This is a genomic window from Nocardia sp. NPDC059236 (assembly GCF_042754085.1).
Lineage (GTDB): Bacteria > Actinomycetota > Actinomycetes > Mycobacteriales > Mycobacteriaceae > Nocardia.
Genome location: NZ_JBHZAF010000023.1, coordinates 66,415 through 90,078 on the forward strand (window position 1 = coordinate 66,415; position 23,664 = coordinate 90,078).

Annotated in this window: 18 protein-coding genes; 9 read left to right on the plus strand and 9 right to left on the minus strand. The window is 68.4% G+C overall.

Annotated features, from left to right (window positions below; all coding sequences use genetic code 11):
• Positions 1 to 10 precede the first annotated feature (10 nt).
• On the plus strand, positions 11 to 2,830 hold the full coding sequence (locus ACFXIV_RS39795) for a hypothetical protein (protein WP_379401666.1): 2,820 nt from the start codon (positions 11 to 13) through the stop codon (positions 2,828 to 2,830).
• A gap of 631 nt (positions 2,831 to 3,461) precedes the next feature.
• The gene (locus tag ACFXIV_RS39800) at positions 3,462 to 6,761 is read left to right on the plus strand and encodes an arabinosyltransferase domain-containing protein (protein WP_379401667.1); all 3,300 of its coding nucleotides are present in this window, start codon (positions 3,462 to 3,464) and stop codon (positions 6,759 to 6,761) included.
• Between the two features lie 117 nt (positions 6,762 to 6,878).
• Here the strand turns inward: ACFXIV_RS39800 and ACFXIV_RS39805 are convergent, their stop codons facing one another.
• The 3 genes from ACFXIV_RS39805 to ACFXIV_RS39815 form a co-directional block, all read right to left on the minus strand.
• Positions 6,879 to 7,340, minus strand: coding sequence for a VOC family protein (locus ACFXIV_RS39805; RefSeq protein WP_379401668.1), 462 nt, complete (start codon positions 7,338 to 7,340; stop codon positions 6,879 to 6,881).
• A 120-nt stretch (positions 7,341 to 7,460) separates the two neighbouring features.
• Positions 7,461 to 8,174, minus strand: coding sequence for a hypothetical protein (locus ACFXIV_RS39810; protein WP_379401669.1), 714 nt, complete (start codon positions 8,172 to 8,174; stop codon positions 7,461 to 7,463).
• A complete protein-coding gene (locus tag ACFXIV_RS39815) occupies positions 8,162 to 9,058 on the minus strand; it encodes a hypothetical protein (RefSeq protein WP_379401733.1) in 897 nt (298 codons plus the stop codon). Before ACFXIV_RS39815 ends, ACFXIV_RS39810 begins: the two co-directional genes overlap by 13 nt.
• 215 nt (positions 9,059 to 9,273) lie before the next feature.
• Here ACFXIV_RS39815 and lspA point away from each other — a divergent pair, with 215 nt between their 5' ends.
• The 4 genes from lspA to ACFXIV_RS39835 all read left to right on the plus strand — a co-directional run bounded on the left by lspA (position 9,274) and on the right by ACFXIV_RS39835 (position 12,358).
• Positions 9,274 to 9,891 (plus strand): signal peptidase II, encoded by a 618-nt coding sequence (gene lspA / locus ACFXIV_RS39820; protein WP_379388877.1) that lies wholly within the window; start codon positions 9,274 to 9,276, stop codon positions 9,889 to 9,891.
• Positions 9,888 to 10,814, plus strand: coding sequence for an RluA family pseudouridine synthase (locus ACFXIV_RS39825; protein WP_379401670.1), 927 nt, complete (start codon positions 9,888 to 9,890; stop codon positions 10,812 to 10,814). The genes lspA and ACFXIV_RS39825 overlap by 4 nt, the downstream gene beginning before the upstream one ends.
• A 13-nt stretch (positions 10,815 to 10,827) precedes the next feature.
• Complete coding sequence (locus tag ACFXIV_RS39830) at positions 10,828 to 11,490, plus strand: hypothetical protein (protein ID WP_379401671.1); 663 nt, start codon at positions 10,828 to 10,830, stop codon at positions 11,488 to 11,490.
• A 184-nt stretch (positions 11,491 to 11,674) separates the two neighbouring features.
• Entirely contained in the window at positions 11,675 to 12,358 is a 684-nt protein-coding gene (locus ACFXIV_RS39835; protein ID WP_379401734.1) for a GAP family protein, read from the plus strand.
• Here ACFXIV_RS39835 and ACFXIV_RS39840 read toward each other — a convergent pair.
• Entirely contained in the window at positions 12,355 to 13,143 is a 789-nt protein-coding gene (locus tag ACFXIV_RS39840) for an inositol monophosphatase family protein (protein ID WP_379401672.1), read from the minus strand. The genes ACFXIV_RS39835 and ACFXIV_RS39840 overlap by 4 nt on opposite strands.
• 110 nt (positions 13,144 to 13,253) lie before the next feature.
• Between ACFXIV_RS39840 and ACFXIV_RS39845 the strand changes: the two genes are divergently transcribed.
• A complete protein-coding gene (locus ACFXIV_RS39845; RefSeq protein ID WP_379401673.1) occupies positions 13,254 to 14,705 on the plus strand; it encodes a DUF222 domain-containing protein in 1,452 nt (483 codons plus the stop codon).
• Positions 14,706 to 15,452: 747 nt separating this feature from the next.
• On the opposite strand, the gene ACFXIV_RS39850 is transcribed toward ACFXIV_RS39845, so the two are convergent.
• Both ACFXIV_RS39850 and ACFXIV_RS39855 read right to left on the minus strand, forming a co-directional pair.
• Positions 15,453 to 15,974: a pyridoxamine 5'-phosphate oxidase family protein gene (locus tag ACFXIV_RS39850; protein ID WP_379401674.1), complete on the minus strand. Its 522-nt coding sequence runs from the start codon at positions 15,972 to 15,974 to the stop codon at positions 15,453 to 15,455.
• 69 nt (positions 15,975 to 16,043) lie between these two features.
• Positions 16,044 to 16,829, minus strand: a complete 786-nt coding sequence (locus ACFXIV_RS39855; protein WP_379401675.1) for an acyl-[acyl-carrier-protein] thioesterase — start codon at positions 16,827 to 16,829, stop codon at positions 16,044 to 16,046.
• 201 nt (positions 16,830 to 17,030) lie between these two features.
• Here ACFXIV_RS39855 and ACFXIV_RS39860 point away from each other — a divergent pair, with 201 nt between their 5' ends.
• Entirely contained in the window at positions 17,031 to 17,942 is a 912-nt protein-coding gene (locus tag ACFXIV_RS39860) for an ADP-ribosylglycohydrolase family protein (protein ID WP_379401676.1), read from the plus strand.
• Between the two features lie 5 nt (positions 17,943 to 17,947).
• On the opposite strand, the gene ACFXIV_RS39865 is transcribed toward ACFXIV_RS39860, so the two are convergent.
• Positions 17,948 to 18,775 (minus strand): PhzF family phenazine biosynthesis protein, encoded by an 828-nt coding sequence (locus tag ACFXIV_RS39865; RefSeq protein ID WP_379401677.1) that lies wholly within the window; start codon positions 18,773 to 18,775, stop codon positions 17,948 to 17,950.
• 266 nt (positions 18,776 to 19,041) lie between these two features.
• Positions 19,042 to 21,477, minus strand: a complete 2,436-nt coding sequence (locus ACFXIV_RS39870; protein WP_379401678.1) for an HAD-IC family P-type ATPase — start codon at positions 21,475 to 21,477, stop codon at positions 19,042 to 19,044.
• Positions 21,478 to 21,694: 217 nt separating this feature from the next.
• Between ACFXIV_RS39870 and rarD the strand changes: the two genes are divergently transcribed.
• Positions 21,695 to 22,561 carry an EamA family transporter RarD gene (gene rarD / locus ACFXIV_RS39875; protein WP_379401735.1) on the plus strand — a complete coding sequence of 289 codons (867 nt, stop codon included), beginning with the start codon at positions 21,695 to 21,697 and terminating at the stop codon, positions 22,559 to 22,561.
• 48 nt (positions 22,562 to 22,609) lie between these two features.
• On the opposite strand, the gene ACFXIV_RS39880 is transcribed toward rarD, so the two are convergent.
• Entirely contained in the window at positions 22,610 to 23,662 is a 1,053-nt protein-coding gene (locus tag ACFXIV_RS39880; RefSeq protein ID WP_379401679.1) for an ABC transporter substrate-binding protein, read from the minus strand.
• Positions 23,663 to 23,664: the final 2 nt, after the last annotated feature.

Genomic DNA, 23,664 nt, shown 5'->3' on the forward strand with positions numbered 1-23,664 from the left:
CCGGCCGCCATTGTCCATCGATATTCCGGGCGAACTGCAGTGGCTGGGCTGGGTCGCCGGTTCGGCCTGGCCGCAGGGCGACGAAGACGCGATGTGGGACATCGCCTCCGACTGGAGCACCGCCGCGTGCCAATTGCGTGACCTGATACCCGAACTGGAGGCCGCCAAGAAGGCCACCATCGCGGCCTACCCCTGGGGCGACGGTCTCGAGGCCATGGTCACGGCCCTGAACAACCTCGATTCGGGCCCGCAGTCCTTCCAGACGCTGGCCGACATCCTCGATCAGGTTTCCGAGGCGGCCGACGGCCTCGGCACCGAGATCCAGTACACGAAGATCATGATCCTCTCCTCTCTCGGCATGCTCGCCGTGGAGATCGCACTGGCGTGGTGCTTCCCGCCCACCGCGCCCGCGGAGGAGGCCGCGGCCACCCTGATCACGCGCACCGCCGTGCGGCTGCTGGGCGAGCGCGCGGTCTCCGCCATCGCCCGCTACGCGGAGAAACTGGGCGTCGCCGCGCTGGCCCGCTTCCTCGCGAAACATGTCGTCATCAGCACCGTTCTGGGCGCTGGTCAGGACGTCGCCATCCAGGGTCTCCAGATCGCCGAGGGCCACCGCAAGGGCATGGATTGGGAACGGGTCGGCATGACCGCCCTCACGGCGGCTGCCGCGGGCGCGGCCGGCGGACCCGCCGGTGAGATCTTCGGCAAGGCCGCCACCCGACTTCCGTTCGCGGGCAATCCCTTCGGCAATGCGATTCGCGGCGCTCTCGTCGGCACCGGCGCGGGCATCGCCGGAGCCTTCGCCTCGTGGGGCGTGGGCGGCCTCCCCACCCTCATCACCAAGGGCACCACGGACGGGTGGACCTGGGACCCCCGGCTGCTCACCAGCGCCACCTCCTATGGCGTCCTGACCGGCGGCACCAAGGGCTTCCGCCTGCCCACCGGTGGCGGCGTCCACCCGGGTTCCTTCGAGGCACCCTCCGGCGCGCGCATGAACCTGCCTACCGGGGGCGACGGCAGCGCCCCGGCCCCCCATCCGGAACCGGCGGCGGCCTCCCACCCGACGGCCACGCCCGATCCGTCGGGCGCGCCCGCGGGGACCCCGCACCCCCAATCCACGGCCGCGGGCCTGTCCACCGGCGACCCCGGCCCGCAAACCCATACGTCCGCAACCAGTTCCACCACGGAATCGCCCCGACCCCTCACCAATCTGTTCGGCGACCCCGGCACCCGCACCGAACCCTCGTCCGCTCCGGACCCGGGTACGCGCGGAACCAGTTCGCCCGCCACCGAGCCGGGTTCGCGCGGCGGCACCCCGTCCGCCTCGGAGTCCGGCGCTCGCGGGACCACGCCCAGCAGCGAGTCCAGCCCGCACACCGGGAATTCACCTGCGGCCGAGTCTAATTCGCGTCCTGGCGGCTCGGCTGCGCCCGAGCCCAACTCGCGTGCAGCAACCCGGGCGGGCACCGATCCCGCCAACCCGTCGCGCTCGGCAACCGGCGGGCCTGCCGCCGAGTCGCGCGCGGGTGCGCCGGCCCGTGGCGACGGCTCCGCACCGGTCCCGGCCCGGTCCGAACCGGTGGCCGTGCACGAATCCGGGATCGAGCCGAAGGGCGGGTCCGCAACGGAAACCCGGCCCGAGTCCGGCGGCACGGGCGGGCCGGAACCGCGCCCGCACGAACGGGAACCGGTCTCGGGCGGCGAGCCCGAGCCGCACCCGCAATCCAGTCGTGGACCGGAGTCGACGCCGGAGTCTGGGGAGAAAGCAGGCCCGGAGCCGCAGTCCGAGCGGCCGCGCACGGCCGCCGAAGCGCTGGATTCGGCTCGCGCACTGCTGCGTTCGCTGGGCATCGATCCGGAAGGAATGAGCCCGGAGCGCATGGGCCGGGCCGGTATGGACACGGTCATGCGCCGCACGGCCGAGCTGTCGGAGGCGCAGGCCCGCCTCGACGAGGCGAACCTGCGGCCGGACAAGTACTTCGAGGAGCGCGAAGGCATCCAGCAGCGCATGCGCGATCTGGGAGACATCCGCAGGCAACTACGCGCCGACCTCGACGACTACCGTCGAGCCGGCCAGGCCGAAAACCCTGCCACCCCAGCCCGTCCCGCTCTGGATCCCCGCTTGGCGTGGCGTCTGCCTGCTGAAGGCGACGGTTCAGCCCCAGCGCCGAGCAATCCTGCGCCGGGACAGGATCCGAGACTGACGTGGAGGTTGCCTGAGGAAGGTGAAGGCTCGACGCCGGAGCCGCAGCGGCAAAGGCCGGTTGAGGACCCCAGGTTGACTTGGCGTTTGCCGGTGGAGGGTGAGGGCTCGGCTCCGGAGTCGGGCGGTCCTGTGCGGGGTCAGGATCCGACGCTGACTTGGCGTTTGCCTGAGGAGGGTGAGGGTTCGACGCCGGAGTCGGGCGCTCGTGCCCCGGGGCAGGATCCGCGGTTGACGTGGCGGCTGCCTCCGGGAAGTGAGCATCCGACGGTTGAGTTGCCGCGACCGCCTCACGATGACGAGGTGCCGGATACGACGTCGCTGATTCCTTATACGCCGCGGTACTTCTCGATTCCGCCGATTCCGGAGTACACCGCGCCCGCGCCTCCGCCCGAGAGCGTGTGGGAACCCGAGCAACCGCCGAAGCCGGCCCCGCCGCCGCGCCCCGGGCCCGAGCCGAAGCCAGTGCATCCCCACCCACCGAACCCGATCCCGCCGCACCCGCCGCGTGGGCCGGGACACGGCCACGGGCCGGGACAAGAGCATGGCCACGGACCTGGACATGGCGACCGGCCGGGGAACAGCGGTCATGGACACAACCCCGGCCAGGGGCAAGGGCACGGATAGGACCCTGGCCATGGCAAGGGCTGCGGTCATGGTGGCCCAGGGCACAGTCATGAGCCGGGGCAAGGACATCGAAATGGCCATAGGCCGGGAACGGCGGTCATGGACATGATCCCGGCCATGGGCCAGGGCACGATGTTGGCCGAGGCGATGGCCCCGATCATGGCAATGGCGCAGGGCAAGGTCATGAGCAAGGGCCGGGGCCAGGAAGTGGGTCGGAGCGCAGTGATAGGTCGGGCCCTGGTCCTGGTCAATAGGCCCGAGAGCCGAGCACGAGGTCACAATCCCGCTCCTGGGCCTCGGCCTGGGCCCCGAGCGCCGAACTGTGTCTCGGCTCCGGGGGCCGGACTGTGCCTCGGATGCGGGCTATGCCTCGGCTCCGGCCCGTCCGGGGGCCTCAGCTCTGTTCTGGTGGCAGGCAGCGGCTCGGTGTGGATCCTGAGGTGGTCGTGCCGGGACTGCGGGCGGGGCGATAGCTCGGTCTGGATCGGGCCCGGAATTGTGAGGTGGCGCACAGCAAGTGGTGCGGGAGCATGGATATTCGACCGGGTGGGGTGGTGTCCCGGGGGTTTGCGGGGTCGATCGTGGAGAGGGGCGAGCGAGGGAAGATGAGTTCCGCTTAGGATCGGCGGTCGTGACCGACGTGTTGGAGAAGGCGGGGCAGGACGCCGCCGGGAGTGCTGGTGCTGAACCCGAGAGAAGGATTCGAGGGGGCTGGGCGCGGCCGACCGCTCTGATCGCCGGTGTGATCGCGGTGCTGGCGGCGCTGGCGGTGCCGTTCCTGCCGGTCCGGGTGGACCACACGACTTTGACTTGGCCGCAGGGGAATTCGGCGCAGAGCATCGAGGCTCCGCTGGTGACCTACGCGCCGTTGAACTTCGACGCCACCATTCCCTGTTCGGCTGTGACGCAGCTGGGTTCGAAGGGCGGCACGCTCGCCGCCACCGCGCCCAATGGTGCGCCGGACCTCGAGAAGTACGGCTTCGTGGCCCGGGTCACAGCGGCATCCACCACCGATGGTGTGACCACGCCGGGCAAACTGGAAGCGATTCTGCATCACAAGACGCTGGTGAGCGTGCCCGTCGACCAGCTCGGCGCGGGTTGCGCGCTCACCGTGCACTCGGATTTCACCTCCTCCACCGCGACCCTGAGCGGATCCACGGCCGCCCCGGTCACCCTGAACGGTGACTACCGGCCGCAGCTGGTCGGCATCTTCAGCGACCTGACCGTCTCCGACGGCGCCAAGGTCAGCGCGCAGGTGGACAGCCGCTTCACCTCGACGCCGAGCACGATCAAGCGGATCGCCATCTGGACCGCCATCCTCGGCACCCTCGTCGCCCTCTTCGCGCTGTTCCGCCTGGACCGCCTCGACGGCCGGCGCGCGCGCCGCTTCCTGCCGCAGCACTGGTGGACCTTCAAGCCCGTCGACGCCGTGGTGCTGGGCACCCTGATCCTCTGGCATTTCATCGGCGCGACCACCTCCGACGACGGCTACCAGTACGGCATGGGCCGGGCCTCGATCCACGCCGGGTATATGGCCAACTACTTCGGCTACTTCGGTGTCCCCGAAACCCCGGTCGGCACTCCGTATTACGACCTCATCGGCCACATGGCGCAGGTCAGCCCGGCCAGCGTGTGGATGCGCCTGCCCGCCCTGCTGGCCGGCATCGTGATCTGGCTGGTGCTCAGCCGCGAGGTGATTCCCCGCCTGGGCGCGCGGATCCGCCGCGACCGCGTCGCGGTGTGGACCGGTGCGCTGGGTTTCCTGGCCGTCTGGCTGCCGTACAACAACGGCCTGCGCCCGGAACCGCTGGTGGCGCTGGGTGTCCTGCTCACCTGGGTCTCGGTGGAGCGGGCGATCGCGACGGGCCGGCTGCTGCCCTACGGCGTGGCCATCATGATCGGCGCGTTCACCTGCACCGTCGGCCCGTCCGGCATCATCTGTTTCGCGCCGCTGCTGGCCGGTATCCGGCCGGCCTGGCGGATCCTCAACAAGCACGCGACCGTGCTCGGCAAGCCGACCGCCCCCGGCGCGAGCGCCTTCACGATCCTGAAGGCCCGCTTCGGCGCGTACCTCACCCTCGCCGCCCCGCTGGCGGCGGCCGGTGCGGTGGTGCTGGCGATCATGTTCTGCGATCAGCCGCTGTCGTCGATGTTCGAGATGAGCCGGGTGCACACCGCGGTCGGCCCGGATGTGCACTGGGACGGCGAATACATTCGCTACCAATACCTTTTCATGCCCACCATCGATGGTTCGCTGGCGCGGCGCTTCGGCATGTTCGCGTTCTGGATCGGCCTGCTGGTGTGCGCGTTCGTGTTGCTGCGCAAGGGCGGCCGGATCCCGTTCACCGCGCCGGGCCCCGTGCGCCGGGTGCTCGGCACCGGTGTGGGCGTCATCGCGCTGATGATGTTCACCCCCACCAAGTGGACCCACCACAACGGCATCTACGCCGGATTGGCCGGAGTCATCGCGGTTTTGACCGCGGTGGCGGTCGGCCCGCGGGTGATGCGCTCCCCGCGTAATCGTGCGCTGTTCGCTGCGGTGATCGCGTTCGCTCTCGCGGTCGCGTTCTCCAGCATCAACGGCTGGTGGTACGTCTCGAACTGGAATGTGCCCTGGCACGACAAGTCGGTGGTGCTGGCCGGGATCGAGGTCGACAAGATCTTCCTGGCGCTCACGGTGGCGCTGCTCGCCCTGGCCGGCTGGTTCCATGTGCGCGCGCCGGAACAGCCCGGCCCGCACCGGATCTCGAAGCTGGGCTGGCGCTTCGTGGCGATTCCGCCGCTGACCGTGGCGGCCGCGTTCATGGTGCTGTTCGAGGTGGGCTCGCTCGCCAAGGGCGCGGTCGCGCAGTACCCCGCCTACTCGCTGGCGCGCTCGAATGTGGATGCGGTGCTGGGCAAGCCGTGCGGCCTGGCCCGCGACGTGCTGGTCGAGACGGACCCGAACCAGGGCATGCTGAAGCCGCTCAACGGCGATGCGCTCAGTACCTTCACCGCAGACGCAGTCGGCTTCTCGCCCAAGGGCGTGTCCACCGACCTACGCCCCGACGATGACGTCGATACCGGCGGCAGCGTCTCCAGTGCGGTCAGCAACCGCGGCAGCACTACCGTGGACGGAACAACCACCGCGCCACTGCCTTTCGGGCTCGCCTCCGATACCCCGGTGCTGGGCAGTTACAACAGCTCCGAGGCGGTCTCCACCCTGACCACCGGCTGGTACGCCCTGCCCGGGCAGCAGGATCGCTCCGGCATCATCGCGATGACGGCCGCCGGGCGGATCCGCTCGGTGAGCAAGGACGGCATCGTGACGCCGGGCCAATCGGTCGAGATCGAGTACGGTGTGCCGGGCGCTGACGGTTCGGTCGAACCGCAGGGCCGCGTCACGCCCATCGATATCGGCCCCGCGCCGACGTGGCGCAATCTGCGGGTGCCGCTGAGCGATATTCCGGCCCAGGCCACCGCGATTCGCGTACTCGCCGAGGATCGTGACAGCGACCCCAAGCAGTGGGTGGCGCTCACCCCGCCGCGCATCCCGCAGACGGTGACGCTGGAGGACTACGTCGGCCGGGACAAGCCGGTGCTGCTGGATTGGGAAGTGGGCCTGCAGTTCCCGTGCCAGCGGCCGTTCGATCACCTCGACGGTATCGCCGAGGTGCCCGACTACCGCATCATGCCCGACCGCGGCGGCGCGGCCATGACCACGCTGTGGCAGAGCCATGACGGCGGCGGTGCCCTGGGCTGGAGCTCGATGCTGCTGCGCCCGGTCACCCTGGCGACCTACCTCGACCACGACCCGCGCATGGATTGGGGTGAGCTGCAGCGGCTCGAGCGGATCGACGGTTCCGCACAGACCGCCAAGCCCGTGGTGACCACGGACCCGCACAGCGGTCTCTGGAATCCCGGCCCGATCAATGTGACCGGCTGGCAGTGATCACCGTGGCCGGGCGGCAATAGCCGCCCGGCCGGCGACCGCGATCCGCACCCGTTTCCGCGCGGAAACGGGTGCGGCGGCGTTTTCAGACCGTGCTACCGGACCGCATGCCGGGCCTCAGCCCTGCATGTCGGCCATACGCTTGGCCATCTCCTCCGGCTCGACGTCCTCGACGTGCAGGGCGAGGGTCCAGCGGTGACCCCACGGATCCTCGATGCCCGAGGTGCGGTCACCGTAGAACTGGTCGGCGGGCGGCTGTAGCTCCTGCGCCCCGCCCGACAGGGCCGCGGCGTGGGCGGCGTCGACATCGTCGACATAGACGTACAGATTGACCGGCGTGCCGCCGACCGCCTTGGGATCCAGGAACCCCATGGACGGCGCCGGGTCGCCGAGCATGATCACCGAAGTGCCGAACTGCATTTCGCAGTGCGCGACCGTGCCGTCGGGCCCGGGCATGCGGAAACGTTCGTCGGCGCCGAAAACACGTTTGTAGAAGTCGATCGCCTGCGCGGCGCCATTGCAGGCGAGCGAGGGGCAGACGGTCGGGTAGCCCTCGGGAATGGGTTTGACATCGGACATCGAAAACCTCCGTTCGAGGTTGTTGCCGGACGCGTCGAGCTTATGCCCCGGTGCCGACAAGAATTACTCGAATTTCCGAATGATCACCCGAATTGCCGCATATGCGGGAAAGTTCCGTGACTACGGACCCGCAGCCCCCTGCAGCTTGCGCACCTGCGCTGCGGTCATGGCACTGAGCTGCTGTGGATCGGGTTCCTTCGCATCCGAGTAGGCGATCTGCACCACCGTCGAACCGACCATCGTGATGCTCACATCGGTGTACAGCGTGAGCCCGTCGCTGGTGGTGCGCACCTGGAATGCGGTCGAGCCGTCACCGGCCTGCGGCTGATTCAAACCGCCCAGCCGGAATTCGACTTTCGTATTGTCGGCATCCTTACCGGAGTACCGGGTACAGCCCGGCAGAATGGACTGGACGGTGGAAAAAGCCTGCGCCGCTCCGCCATTCGCATACGACGCCGCATCGATATCCACACTGGCGAAATTCGGCCCGCCGAACTGGGCCGCGGCCTGCGCCGCCGACCCCGGAGCCTGAACGGCCATGGCCGCCAGCACATTCGCGCACGGCGCTGGATCGGTCTTGGCGCCCGCCCCGCCGGAACTCCCGGGCGGTGGATCGTCGAGCGCGGTGAACCCCGCGGGCATCACCGACACGTCCAGCAGCTCCGAACGCAGCGTGAACTGGTCGAGAACCGGTGCGCCCCCGGGTGTTCCGGACGGTTGCACGGCCGGCTCCAGACTCGGCAGCGCGGGCGCGGAATCCTTGTGGCTGCCGCAGGCGGTGGCGGCCAGCGCCAGGGCCCCCGCCAGCAGCGCGAGCCGCGTCAGGCGCCCCACTGCACCTCCGTGCGCAGGGTCTGCCGCAGCGTCACCGAGCTGCGCGGGTCGCGGTAGGTCTGGTTGCCGCCCACCTCGACCGAACCGGAAACCGGTAGCGGCAGACCGAGATCCACCGCGATGGTGCCGGTGCCGTGCATGAGGTAGTCGACGATCTCCAGCTGGCCCGCCTCGTTGGGCAGATGCCACACAGTGGATTTCGGCGTCTGCACCACATTCAGTTCGATGGTGAGCTGGTTGCCGTCCCGGGAGGTGAGGGTGCAGGTGGTCACCTGCTCCAGCGGCACGCTGCCGGAAACCTGTTGCCGCACCGTCCACACCGCGCCCACGCCGACGGCGTCGGGCGGGAATGCGATGGACTGGTACACGGCCTGATAGAACGCCTGCTCCAGCGCGGCCCGCGCGGAGTCGGAGGTGGCGGGCTTGGGTGCCAGCTTGAGCGCGGTGATCGCCCCCAGGTCACTGACGTCGAAGCCGACGCGGGAACCGTCCGCGGGCAGCAGCGCCTTGGCCAGGGTCGGGTCGGGGGAGGTGACATTGCCGACGGTCAGCTCCACCCCGTCGGTGCCGGACTGCGCGGTGAGCGGAATGGTCATCGCGGGCGGGGAGATGTCGCGCAGCGCCTGCTGATTGATCTGCTGCTCGATGTGATGTTCGGTACTCAGCGTGACCTGCTGGGTGGCGCCCGCCTCGAGGGTGCGGCGCAGCGGCGAGCGGGGCTCGGCGCCCGGCTCGACGACGGTGGCGGTCACGGCCTCGATGGGCATGGTGACCTCTTTGTTGATGCCCACCGGTTCGGTGCCGTCGGCCTCGGCCGTGGTCTCCGTACGATCGCTGCAGCCGACGCCGAAGGCGGTCAGAGTCACCGCGAGAACCAGGAGCAGGACCCCCGAGCGCGTGGTGCGCGTGCCCGCGCCTCGCCGCGGCGGGCGCGGGGTGCCGGAGCAGCGTGCGGTGGCTTTCGCCGAGCTGGGGGAGGAAGACAACACCGTCACGTCGAACAGGTTACGGCGCGTTCCTGAAAAACAGCTGGGATCCTGTGGGGCCGTGGTTTCGGGGTGTTCAGAGGCGCCCGGCATGAATAGGGAATGATGTCAGGGTGAGTACCGATCGGCCGCGCGAATCCGGCGCAGAGGAACCAGACACATCGCCAGGGGAGATCAGCCCCGCGGCCGATGCCGGGACTTCCCCCGCGCAGCCGTTGCGACTGCCGGTGCTCTTGCTCATCGCGGTGGTGCTGCTGGGCCTGGATCTGCTGACCAAGACCATCGTGGTCGCGACCATGACGCCCGGTAAGCCGATCTATCTCATCGGCGACAGCGTGCGTCTGACCCTGGTCCGCAATCCGGGCGCCGCGTTCTCCATGGCCACCGGCATGACCTGGCTGCTGACCCTGGTCGCCGCGGCCGTGGTGATCGGTGTCATACGCATCGGCCGGACCCTGCGCTCGCTGCCGTGGGCCATCGGCCTGGGCATGGTGCTGGGCGGCGCGCTCGGCAATCTCATCGACCGTCTGTTCCGCGCGCCCGGCCCGCTGCAGGGTCATGTGGTGGATTTCGTGGCGGTCGGCTGGTGGCCGGTGTTCAATGTGGCCGATTCGTCGATCGTGTGCGGGGCCATTCTGCTGGTGGCGCTGACGGTGTTCGGGTTCGAACCCGACGGCACTCGCATGCATCGGCAGCAGGCGGCGTCGAGCGCGGAGGGGAAGGCAGCATGAGGGAGACCCGCAGCATGCCGGTGCCCGACGGGCTGGACGGTATGAGAGTCGATGCCGGGCTGTCGCGCCTGCTCGGGCTGTCGCGCACCGCGGTGGCCTCGATGGCCGAGGACGGCGGCGTCCAGCTGGACGGCATCTCGGCCGGCAAGTCGGACCGGCTGACCGCCGGGGCCTGGCTGGAGGTCGAATTCCCGGAGCCCAAGCGGGAACTCACGGTGGAGGCGACCCCGGTGGAGGGGATGAAGATCCTCTACGCCGATGACGACATCGTGGCCGTCGACAAGCCCGTTGGGGTGGCGGCGCACACGGGTGTCGGCTGGACCGGCCCCACCGTGGTGGGCGGCCTGGCGGCCATGGGCTACCGCATCTCGACCTCGGGAGCCCATGAGCGGCAGGGCATCGTGCACCGGCTGGATGTCGGCACCTCGGGTGTGATGGTGGTCGCACAGTCCGAGCACGCCTACACCCAGCTCAAGCGGGCGTTCAAGTACCGGACCGTGGAGAAGCGGTATCACGCGCTGGTACAGGGTCATCCGGATCCGAGCAGCGGCACCATCGACGCGCCCATCGGTCGCGCGCGTGGCAACGACTGGAAGTTCGCGGTCACCGCGGACGGCCGCCCGTCGATCACCCATTACGACACCGTCGAGGCCTTCCAGTCGGCGAGCCTGCTCGACATCCACCTGGAAACCGGTCGCACCCACCAGATTCGCGTGCACTTCTCGGCGGTGCGGCATCCCTGCTGCGGCGACCTCACCTACGGCGCGGACCCGCGTCTGGCCGAGCGGCTGGGGCTGGAACGGCAGTGGCTGCACGCCCGCCAGCTGGGCTTCAACCATCCCGCCGACGGCCGCTGGATCGAGATCACCAGCGAGTACCCCGCCGATCTGGAACACGCCCTCGACGTCCTGCGCGCGCACTGATCCGGGGTCTCGAGTGGATGCGCTGACGCCGCGCCGCGCCGGGATCGCTGCGGCCGCGGTGCTTTTCGCCATCCTGATCGTGGTGCTGGGGTGGGCGATCCCGCCCCGGTCGGCGATCATCTCCACCGACCGGCTGGGGCCGGAGAGCGGTGAGCCGGTGACGCACTACCTGGAGCGGGCCCAGAAGTCGTTGCAGGGCACCGACTCCGACGGGCACTGGGCGTTGCTGTCGTTCGCCGAGGGCGTCACCGCCGACCGCATCCCGGAATTCAGTGGCGGCCTGCGGATCTCGGAGATCGACTATCACGTGGCCGTCGACCGGGTGGCGACGCCGATCATCTCGATCGGTGTCCCCGCGGGCGATGCCGTGGCCGTGGCGTCGGTGAAATCCGCTGCCGCCCAGATGGAGTCGACGCCCACCTACGACGACCGCTCCACCCGGGTGAAGAACCTGGTGGCGAGCCGCTTGGGTGCCGACTGCCCGTGCGTCGTCGCCATCGTTCTGCACGGCACGCCGGCGCAACTCCGCACGCTGGCCGCGCACCCGGGAGTTCGCGCCGTCGAGGCACTCCCCGCCGACGCATCCGCCGCCGTCTTCGCGGTATCCCCGCTCCTGCCCGAACAACTCGAATCCGCCAGTCCGCCCCTCGACGACGGGCCGGTCCCCGGCAACTGACCTACGCCAGCGCCCGGTCCTCGATGACCAGCCCAGGCCGAGGAGCTCCGCTCGGATCTTCTCGAGGCGGGCCGAGGGGGCATCCGACGCCATGATCGGCGCGCGGTGAGTTGTCGCAAAGGGCGCTGACATCCGGCTGCTCGTGACGGGGTGCCAGGGAATGCCCCGTATGTTCGGTGGGGTCATGGTGATCTTTCTGCTGGCGCTCGCGGGCTTCGCCTTCCTGGACTCGCTCGATGTCCTGCTGGTCGGCGTCACGACCGCGGTGGTCTATGACAGTCGGTTGAGCCGTCGCTCGCCCTTGCCCGGTGCGCTGAGCTTCCTCGCCGGAGTGTTCGCCGTCACAACCGCTTTCGGCATCACCTTCGTGCTCGGTCTTCGATTACTCACCGACCTGGTCAGTTTCGACATCACCCCGACGGTTCGCTACTGGGCCGAGTTGGGTGTCGGCCTGGTGTTGCTGGCGCTCGGCAGCCTGCGCATGTCCAAGCAGGGTGGGGCGGCGGTGCCCGTGTGGGCGTTGGAGGCGCGGCGCAGGCCCTTGCTGCTGGGTTTCGTGGGCGTCGCCATCGGACTGGGGCAGGCGCCCACCGCGGTTCCGTACCTGGCGGCACTGGCCATGATCTCGGCGCGGGATCCGCATCCGCCGATGTGGCCGTTGATCATCATCGGATACTGCCTGATCGCGCTCCTGCCGCCGCTACTGGTTCTGGTCACCTCGACCCTCGAATCGACCCGGGCCCGGCGCTTCTATCGCGGATTGGTCCGCGGGCTGAAACGCTTCGGCCCCCGGTCGGTTCGCATCCTGCTGCTACTGGCCGGTGCGGCGCTGGTCGCCGACGCTCTCGTGCACCATGCCTCGCTCTAGCGGGTCCCGGCGATGATGTCGAGCAACCGGCCGTGGGTGGCAGGGTCGGCGGCGGCCAGCAGGCCGTGGGGTGGAGTGTGGAGGGCTTGCCCCGTAAGGCCGGTGACCGTGCAACCGGCTGCCCGGCACACGGCGATGCCGGCGGTGAAATGGACGTCGTCGCGGAGATCGCGGTCCACGAGGTAGGCGGCGCGACGGCCCGCTGCCACCCAGACCAGGGCCAGTGAGGTGGACAGAACGCGGGGATAGAAGGCGGCAGTGAAGGACTCGTCGGCCATGAGCCGGCCAGAGGAGAACCAGTCCATGTAGGGCGACGGGTTGTCGGCGTCGATCTCGACCAGGCGGCTCGCGGATTGAGGGAGCAGCGGGTGGTCGTTGCCGTCGCGGCGAACGGCGGCAGCGGTCCCGTCGGTCCAGAAGATCTCCCCGGAGAAGGGATCCGCCACCGCGGCCGCTGTAACGGCTTCCCCGGCGCGCAGCGCGATATTCACCGCGACAAGCGGTGTTCCCGCAGCGAAATTCCGCGTGCCGCACAGCGGATCGATCAACCAGGTGCGGTCCGAACGGTCCCCGGTGGTACCGGACTCCTCGGCGAGGAAACGATCGCCGGGACGAGCGGCCCGGAGGATATCGAGAATGGTCCGCTCGGCGGCAAGATCAGCCTGGGTAGCGAAGTCATCATCCTCCTTTTCATAGCGGGTGACCGGGCCACGGAACTGATCACGGATTACTCCGGATGCAGCTTCCGCAGCTCGAATGGCAAGGGCGACATCGGATTCCTCCATACCTGGCACCTTACTGAGGTTGAAAATCGAAATGGTTCAATGTCTGAAAACTGTTGTATCACAACTGAATTCGACTTCTATTGCGGTCGCGATAGCGGTAGAATTAGCACATGGATTCGAAAGGGGAAACACTCGACACGTGCGGCATCGCCGACCTGGCGACCGCCGTCGAAACCCTGTCGAATTCCGTCCTCAACGGAGACCTCACCCCGTTCTCCGACGATGATGTCGTGGAGTTGATGCAGCGCCTGGAAACCTGCAAACATCAACTGTCGGCGCTGGATTCACGCCTGATCATCGAAGCCTGCAACCGTTCGCTGCCCACATCGAGTGGGGTGAATGATGTGATGCCGTTCCTGCGGCAGACATTGGGATTGTCGAGGTATGACGCGTCGGTGCGAGTGAAGGTCGCCCGCCAGTGCGGGGAATTCTTCGAACCCACCGGACACCTGCGTCCGGCCGCGTTGGCTTCGACCGCCGAAGCCTTTGAGGCAGGCGATATCTCGCGTGATCATGTCCGCAACATCATCGACGTGATGAACCACCTGCCCGCCGACATTCCCGCCGAGACCCGCGCCGAGGCCGAAGACATCCTGGTCGATCACTCCCGGGTCGGGTGGCCCGATGACCTGCCCAAGATCGGTCGCGACATCCTTGCCCGTGTCGACCCCGACGGCAAGGTCGTCTCCGACACCGACCGCCGTCGCCGCCGCGGCCTGATCCTGGGCCGCCCCGGGGTGGACGGGATGAGCTGGATCGAGGGCTGGATCACCCCCGAACTGCGGGCCCTGCTCGATGCCGTCTTCGCCAAGCTCGCGCGTCCGGGTATGTGCAACATCGACGACGCCGACAGCGTCGCCGCCACGGTCAAGGTCGTCGATTCGATGGTGTTGGAGGCCGCTGCGCGTCGTGACCGTCGTGATGCCGGTCAGCGCTCCCACGATGCGCTGTTCGCGTTGTTGCAGCCCGGTGTCGACGCGGCCAAGCTGGGTTCGCACCGTGGTTTGCCGGTGCAGGCCATCCTGACCATGTCCGTCGCTGATCTCGAGCGTGGTTCCGGGGTCGCGACCACTGCTTCCGGCGGCCACGTGAGCATCGACGAGGCGTTGAAGATGGCCGAGGGCACCCGCCCGGTGCTGGCGGTCCTCGATGCCGACGGGCTGCCGCTGTATCTGGGTCGTTGCGAGCGCTTGGCCACCCCGGCGCAGCGTCTGGCCCTTATCGCTCGCGACAAGGGCTGTACCCGCCCGGGATGCGATGCGCCCGCGTCGATGTGCGCGGTGCACCACATCACCGACTGGGCCAAGGGGGGACCCACGGATCTGACCAATCTGACCTTGGTGTGCGATCATTGCCACGCGCTGGTCAATGACAGTGCCGACGGTTGGAAAACCGTTGTCGTGGGCAAAGATTCCCCGTATCGGGGGCGTACCGGGTGGATTGCACCGAAGAGGCTTGACCCGACCGGCATTCCTCGGGTGAACGACAGGCATCACGTGGGGCAGTGGGTCGCCGCTGCCATCGATTCCAGTTGCCAGAGGTGGGGTTCATGGGCCGCATGAATCCCGGATGACCGCCTCGGCCACTACTGTGATCGCCGACCCGGACCGCGATCGCATTCGGTACCTGCGACGGCCACCACTCCGACAGCCGCCGCCACCTTCACCGCTTTACAGGCGACCGCCGTCGGGGGATCGCGACCGAAGACCAGGTGATCGCCGGCGGCGACGCCCTGGTGCTCATGCCACCTGTGGCGGCAAATCGCTGTGCTATCAGATTCCGGCGTCGGTGCGCCCGCACGTGGGCATCTCACCACTCATCGCGCTCATGCAGGACCAGGTGCACGCGCTCGATGCCGTCGGCGTGTGTCGACCAACCACATCTTCACGGCCCAAGGGCTCGGAGTCCTGACAACTGGTCGCCGCTCGTGGCCGACGCACGAGCCCACGAGGCGGGTGACCCCATCCCGGGCAGCAGAGACCAATCCAGCCCGCTGGCCGGCTCCCTGTCCTCACCACACTGCCGCCCGCCCGCCGGGAGGTCGATCCCCGGCTCTACTGCTGATCCGCAGTGTCCCCAACGGGCGCAAGCCATCATGTGGCGACCCCAACCCCGTGATCCAAGGGAATACCTCCTGCAGTAACCCCACATGCGGCTTCAAAGGTGAGGGGGCTGGTAGGTGTAGGCGCGGACGTGAGCCCGCCCCCCTCCCTTCTCCAGGCATCTTTGTCTTTTGGCTCTTTATCTTTCGGGTTTGGGGGTGCGGGGCGGTCAGGTCCGGAGGAGCCGGACGCAACTGTCGATGGCGGTCAGTGGGCGAAGTGCCAGCGGGTGGCGCCGTGGGGGTCGGTCAGGGCCACGCCTACTGCGGTGTGGATGGTGAGGCGGTAGAGGTGCCAGGGGGCGGGTCCGGCGCTCTGGGCGCTGTAGGGTGCGGTGATCGCGTCGCCGGATCGTTCTGCGGGCCAACCGCCGGCGCGGTACACGGCGGTGACACGATCGAGTTCGGCAGGGTCGATGATCCGGTGCGCTGCTCCGGACAGTACGAGGTCGACATCCGGGAATCGGATGGACAGTGTGCAGAACGGGTTGGTGGTCAGGTTGCGTGACTTCTTGCTGTCGGGCCCGCTGGTGAAGTAGATGTGGCCGTCGGCTTCGATGCCGCCGATCCCTGCCGAGCTCGGTTTGCCGGATGGGCTGACGGTGCCGAGGAATTGGGGGGTCTCGGGCAGCCCGATCCATGCGTCGATCGCCTTCTGGACGCGGTCCCAGGGCAGCTCGGCCTTGCCGTAGATGTTCAGGTCCTCTGCCGATACCGGATCTGCGAGCATCGTTCCTCCTCGATGGGCTGATACGAGTCGAGACGGGCCGAGACCGTCGCAATCATCGGCCCGGGGCGATCAGGATGCGACGGGGCGGAGTCGGGCGATGGCCCGGGTGCCGTGGTCGACGGAGAACCAGAGGGTGAGGGCGTCGGGCGTGCGAGCGGTATGGATGTCCAAGGTTTCGCCGTACCGGATGGGCTTGTTGTATTCGAGGATGAAACGGTGCGGTCCCTGGACGAGATCCGTTGCGTCGGCGGTGAATTCGTGGACCGCGTGCCAGTAGGCCGTGTTGGTTATGTGCTGGAAGTGGTCGGTGTCGGTGCGGCGCAGGGGGAAACGGGTGGCGGGCGTGGGCGGCTGGGGTTCATCGAGCCATTGCCGCCAGCGCAGCCGGTGCTCGTCGGTGGTGGTGCTCATGAGCTCGAAGAATTCGTCGGCCACCCGGGACGGGCTCATCGTCTCCTTGTTCATGTGGATCCAGAAGCCCTCGGTTTCGATCAGGCCGCCGGTGTCGGAGTCGATGCGGACCCGCATGGTGCACCAGCGCGGGGAGATGCCCGAGCACCAGCGGCGGATGCGCAGCTGGGTGGGCCAGGTGATGGGGCGCAGTACGTCGATGACGGTGCGGCGCACGATCCAGTGCGGATGTGAAGCGAGGGCGCCGATGTGCGCGAGGTGGTCGACGCCGGCGTCCTGCAGGTGGCGGGCGGTGCCGTCGATGCGCAGGTACTGGTTCTCGTCCATGTCGACGGTGCCCAGGCGGCGGGTGACGTCGAAGATGTGGCCGGAGTCGGGAACGGGGGCGAGTGGCGTGGCCGACGGGTGTACCCCGGTCAGGGTGGGATCGGCGACCTGGTTCATCGGCAGAACCTCCGGATCTTCCATCCGAGTAACGGAGCGGGAGTGCACGGAACAACTGCGGCGGCGACGCTGCACGGGAGTGTCCCCGAGCCTAGTGCAGAACCCGTAAAGACGGCGGCTGCGCGGTTCGGCGTGCCCACGCGGTGGGTAACGTCGTGATAGATCGATGTGGACGCATCGGAGCGGAAGAGGCGAGCGCACATGGAATTGACGCCGGAGCAGGCCGACCGGGCCGCCGGGGTACTGCTGGGGACCGCGGCCGGAGACGCGCTGGGGGCAGGCTACGAGTTCACCGTGCCCGGTCCGGACGCCGAGATCCGGATGCGGGGCGGTGGAGCGTTCGCGTGGGCGCCGGGTGAGTGGACCGACGACACGGCGATGGCGGTCGCGGTGGCGCAGGCGGCCGCGCGGGTCGGGGACCTCTGCAGCCCGGAGGGGCTGGACGCGGTCGCGGCCGAATTCGTGGCGTGGTGGGATTCCGGACCCAAGGACATCGGCAACCAGACCCGTGAGGTGCTGCAGTGGCGTGATCGGACCGGGCGCGCCATGCAGATGCGCGCCCACGATCTGACCGGCCTGACGGCGGGCAATGGTTCGCTCATGCGTACCGCCCCGGTCGCGCTCGCCTATCTCGATGATGCCGAGAAGTGCGGCAAGGCAGCCAAACTCGTCAGTTCACTGACCCACTACGACATGCAGGCCATGCAGGCGTGCAAGCTCTGGACCCTGGCCATCCGCCACGCCATCCTGTTCGGCACCTATGACGGCCTGCGTGAGGCGCTGTCCCAGGTGGACACCGGCTTCTGGGAACCGTTGCTGGACAAGGCCGAAACCGGCAGCCCCGTCGACTTCCCCAAGAACGGCTGGGTGGTGCACGCCCTGCAGACGGCCTGGTGGGCCATCACCCACGCCGAAACCCTGCCCGCCGCACTGGAACTCGCGGTGCGCGCGGGCGGCGACACCGACACCACGGCGGCCATCGCGGGCGGCCTGCTCGGCGCTCGCTGGGGCGCCTCGGCCGTCCCCGCCGAATGGCTGGAGCTGCTGCACGGCTACCCGGGCTACCGCACCACGGACCTGAACGCTCTCACCCGCCAGGTCACCGAGCGCTGAATTGCTCAGTCCGGCAGGCGGACTACGCCGTCGAGGTAGCGGCGGCAGCGGCCGGTGAGCCGCACCCGGTCTCCGGTGAGGGCGCAGCGCAGGGCCCCGCCGCGCCGGGAGAGCTGGCGGGCGGTGAGGCTGGTGCGTCCGAGTTCGCGACTCCACAGCGGGGTGAGCTGGGCGTGCGCCGACCCGGTGACCGGGTCCTCGGGAATGCCCTGACCGGGTGCGAAGACCCGGGACACGAAGTCGACCTCGTCGCCGGTCGCGGTGAGAATGGCGGCGCGGTTCAATTCGGGAAAGGCCGAGAAGTTCGGACGGGATTCGCGCACTTCGTGTTCGGCGGTGACGACCAGCACCACATCGGTCCCCTCGAACGCGCGCAGCGGCCGCACCCCCAGCGCCTGCGCCAGCTGATGCGGAAGTCCGTCGTGCACATCGATTTCCACCGATGACACCGACGGCAGGTCGAGCACCAGATCGTCCCGGTCCCGATCCACCCGCAACCACCCGCTGCGCGTATAGAAGTGGACCCGATCCGCCCCGGGATGCATGTCGTCCAGGATCTGCGCCGCCGCGGCCATGGTGGCGTGGCCGCACAGGTCCACTTCCACCGTCGGCGTGAACCACCGCAGATGGAAGGCGGGCGAGTTGTCCGGCGGCGCACCCGCTTCCGCTGGCAGCGCCGAGGTGTAGAAGGCCGTCTCGGCGAGATTGTTCTCCTCGGCCAGCCGCTGCAGCAGTTCGTCCGGCAGCCAGGACAGCAGCGGCATGACCGCGGCGGGATTGCCCGAGAACGGCGCGTCGGCGAATGCGTCGAGCTGATGCAGCAAGACCTCCATGGCGCTCAAGGTACCTGCGAATTCAATTACTGCCCAGGACGGCACCACCCACGGCGAGCCAAATCATGCGACCAATTCGACCGTCACCGCAGGTCCAAGCCATTCGGCTCGCCGCAATCCGGAACCGCCCCAACGTTTCCCGGGCTGCGTGGCGGGCCTCGGCTCGCACGTTCTTCGACAGCGGGCTGCTGCCGACGAACGACATCGCGCTGAACATGATTCGAGCCGGGGTCGCGGCACGGCCCCGGCTCGAAACGGCTTCTGGATCAGGCGTCTTCGTCCACCGGTACCGGCGTGTGGGGCGATTCGCCGAGGTACCTGGCGCTGAGCCACCAGGCAACCTCGACCAGGACGATGCCGATTCCGCCGCACACGATGGCCAATGTCGTCAGTGCGATGTTGGACGGGTCCAGTTTGAAGAAGTGGCGGGTGAACGGGACCGCGAACAGGATCAGGTATCCCGCGATGGAACCCGCCACCAGCAGGATCTTCCACCAGTTCCACGGGCGGGCGACGATGGCCAGCACCCACACCGCGATGATCAGCAGCGTGATCAGGGCGGTGGTGCCGGCCTGGATCTTCGCGGTCTCGCTGACGTCGGGTCCCTTGTAGGCGATCAGGTACGAGATGAAGGTCATCACGCCGATCACGACACCCGACGGGATCGCCAATCGCATGACGCGGCCGACGAATCCGGTGCGGGCGCGCTCGTTGTTGGGGGCCAGCGAGAGGATGAAGGCGGGGATGCCGATGGTGAACCAGGCGGCGATCGTCACGTGTCGGGGCAGGAACGGATAGCCGATGGCCTTATAGCTGAAGATCTGCGACCCGATGCCCGCGATGCCGACCAGGAACGCCAGCACCACCGAGTAGACGGTCTTGGTGAGGAACAGGTTGGAGACCCGCTCGATATTGCCGATCACCCGGCGGCCCTCGCCCACGACATAGGGCAGGGTCGCGAACTTGTTGTCCAGCAGCACGATCTGCGCCACCGCGCGGGTGGCCGGGCTGCCCGAGCCCATGGCGACGCCGATATCGGCGTCCTTGAGGGCGAGGACGTCGTTGACGCCGTCACCGGTCATGGCGACGGTGTGGCCGCGAGACTGCAGCGCACCGACCATGGCGCGCTTCTGATCCGGTCGGACGCGGCCGAACACGGTCTTGCGCTCCAGCACGTCCGCCAGCTCGTTCTGATCGGTCGGAAGTTTGCGAGCGTCGACGGGGTCGTTGCCCCCGGGCAACCCCAGCGAGGATGCCACCGCGCCGACCGACACCGCATTGTCGCCGGAGATGACCTTGGTCGAAACATGCTGGGAGGCGAAGTATTCCAGCGTCCCCCTGGCGTCGGGCCGCACCCTCTGCTCGAGCACGACCAGCGCCGCCGGGGTGACCTGCCCGGGCGCGTCGGGCGCGTCCACCGGCCGGTCGCTGTGGGCCAGCAGCAGGACGCGCAGCCCCTTGGCCCCGATGTCCTGTGCGGTGTCGGCGATCTCGGAGGCCGGGTCCAGCAGCACGTCCGGCGCGCCCATCAGCCAGTTGCCGTGCTCGCCGTAGGACATGCCGCTCCACTTCTTGGCGGAGGAGAACGGCGCGACCCCGGTGGAGTCCCAGCCGGGCGCGCCCGGCAGTGCCTCCTTGATGGCCAGCACGCTGGCATTGGGCCGCGGGTCGTCGGCGGCCAGCGCGGCGAGTACCTCGCGCAGTGTCGCCTCCGGAATGTCGTTCACCGGACGGACTTCCGCGAGCCGCATGCCGTTCTCGGTGAGGGTGCCGGTCTTGTCCGCGCACACCACGTCCACCCGGGCCAGCCCCTCGATGGCGGGCAGCTCCTGCACCAGGCATTTGCGCGCACCGAGCCGGACCACGCCGACCGCGAAGGCGATGGAGGTCATCAGCACCAGACCCTCGGGCACCATGGGCACCAGCGCGGCCACCATGCCGTTGACGGCGGGCCGCCAGGATTCCTTGGAGGAGAACAGCTGGTTGTAGATGGACAGCAGGCCCGCCGGAATCAGCAGGTAGGTAATGACTTTCAGGATGGTGTCGATGCCGCTGCGCAGCTCCGACTTGACCAGCGTGAACTTGCTGGCCTCGTCGGCGAGCTTGGCGGCGTACGCGTCCCTGCCGACCTTGGTGGCCCGGTAGGCGCCGCTGCCGGACACCACGAAGCTGCCCGACATGATTTGCGCGCCAAGGGTTTTGTCGATGGGGTCGGCCTCACCGGTGAGCAGCGACTCGTCGACCTCGAGCAGTTCGGTCTCGATCACCTCGCCGTCGACGACGATCTGGTCGCCGGGACCGAGCTCGATGATGTCGTCGAGCACGATCTCCTGTGGCGCGACGGCGCCGGCGATGCCCTCGCGGCGCACCACGGGCTTGGCCTGCCCGACGATGGCCAGCTTGTCGAGGGTGTTCTTGGCTCGGACCTCCTGGATGATGCCGACCGCGCTGTTGGCGATGATCAGCAGCCCGAACATGCCGTCGATGAGCGAGCCGGTGGCCAGCACCAGGATGAACAGCACACCGAGGATCGCATTGATCCGGGTGAACACATTCGCCTTGACGATGTCCTTGACGGACCGGCTGGCCCGCTCGGGCACGTCGTTGGTCAGTCCGTCCTGCCGCCGCTGCTCCACCTCGGCGGAGGTGAGCCCCAGCGCGGGTGGGCTGGGTGGACTAGCTGCCTGCGCAGTAATCGACATGCCCTCCACAGTAAAGGGCGACCAAAGAATCTGACCCGTAGCTGCCCGTCACGCGCGGGATAGGCGTGTGAGGATCATCCTATGTATTCGCTGTCGTGACGTTTGTTGCGCGGGCTAACGTAATCGGGTGGCGGAAGGACCTGGGAACTCGGACGCAGCGGTCGATACGACGCGGCGGGATCGGCCGACGGGACACGAGGGCGCCCGGGACGCGGGCATCGCCTTCGGCATCGGGGCGTATTTCATCTGGGGACTGTTTCCGGCCTTCTTCGGACTGCTGTCCTTCGCGAGCGCGGGCGAGGTCCTGGTCGAGCGGATTCTCTGGACGCTGGTGGTCTCGCTGCTGGTGATGACGCTCGCCGGGCGGCTGGGGGAGCTGCGGCGGATCGATGCGCGGACCTGGCGGTTGGCGGCCGTGGCATCGGCGGCGATCTCGATGAACTGGGGCGCGTACGTCTACGGCGTGATCTCGCATCACGTGGTGGAGTGTGCGCTGGGATATTTCATCAATCCGCTGGTGACGGTGGCGTTCGGGGTCATCGTCTTCCGGGAGCGGCTGCGGGCTCCGCAGTGGGTCGCGCTGGGGCTGGGGGCCACCGCGGTGATCGTGCTGACCATCGATTACGGCCGGCCGCCGTGGATCGCATTGATCCTGGCCTGTTCCTTCGCCACCTATGGGCTGGTCAAGAAGGTGATTCGGCTCGACGCGCTACCCGGCTTGGCGGCAGAGGGATTGGCGGCCGCACCGTTCGCGCTGATCGCGGTGATTGTGATCGCGGTGACCGGCAACGCGACCTTCGGTTCCTCACTTCCGCATACGGGATTGCTCATGCTGACCGGCCCGGTCACCCTCGTGCCACTGGTGTTGTTCGCGCTGGCGGCCCCGCGAGTGCCGTTGTCCACCATGGGAATTCTGCAGTACCTCACGCCCGGGCTGCAGCTGGCCTGGGGTGTGGCGGTGGGGCACGAGCCCATGCCCGCGTCTCGCTGGGCGGGGTTCGCGCTGATCTGGCTGGCGCTGGCCATCTTCACCGTCGATGCCCTGCGCCGCTCCCGCCGCCGCGTGGTCGCCGTCCCGGAATAGCGCGAAACCGCACACCCCTCATTCGATGTGCGGTTCCACGTGGGCCGGTCAGGGTTTGCGAGCGCCCTGGGCCTTCTCCGCGAACTCGTTGGTGTAGGTCGCGTCGAGGTCGATGCGCTCCTGCACCGGTGCGACATTGCGCGAGTACTGGCCGAGAATGCGCAGGACGTTCTGCGCGCCTTCGGGTTTCATCAGGCCGTCGCCGTTGAACATGCTGATCGAATCGGCGATGGACTTGACGTAGAGCTTCGGATCGCCGCCCGCGTACTGGCCGGGCATCTTGGCGGCGATCTCCTCGGGGGAGTGGGTCTTGATCCACTGCAGGGTCTGGACGAACGAGTTCGCCAGCTTCTGCACGATGTCCGGGTGGCCGGCCACGGTCTCGCAGCGCATGTAGAGCGAGGCGGCGGGGTAGAGGCCGCCGAGCGCCGCGCGGGTGCCCTGCTCGTTGCGCATGTCGACCAGCACCTTGGCGTCACCGGAGGTGACCATCTTGGCGACGGTCGGGTCGGTGGTCATGCCCGCGTCGATGCCGTTGTGGTTCATGCCCGCGATGAAGGTCTGTCCCGCACCGACTTTCACCCGGGTGTAGTCGGAGGTCCGCAGACCGGCCTGCCCGGCCAGCGCCTGGGTGAGGAAGTCGGTGGACGAGCCCAGCGATGTCACGCCGAGATTGCGGCCCTTGAAGTCCGCCGGGGACTTTATCGCCTCGGCGTCCTGCTTCGACACCAGCTCGACCTCGCCGGGCACGTCGGCGAACTGCACGACCGTCTTCAGGCACTGGTCCTTGGCCTGCAGATCGATGGTGTGGTCGTAGAAACCGACCACGGCCTGGACGTCGCCGGTGAGCAGCGCGGTCTCGGCGGTCGCGCCGGACTGCTCGCCCAGCAGGTGCACGTCGATGTCATTGGCCTCGAAGAAGCCCAGCTTCTCGGTGAGCATGGCCGGCAGGTAGATGACCTTCTCCAGCCCGCCCACCATGATGGTGATCTGCGGCCGCCCGTTCTCGGTCGGAATGCGGCGCGAATCGCGGCAGCCGGTCACCAGTAGCAGCGCACTGATCGCCAGCAGGACCACGGCAATGTGCTTGCGGTACTTCATGG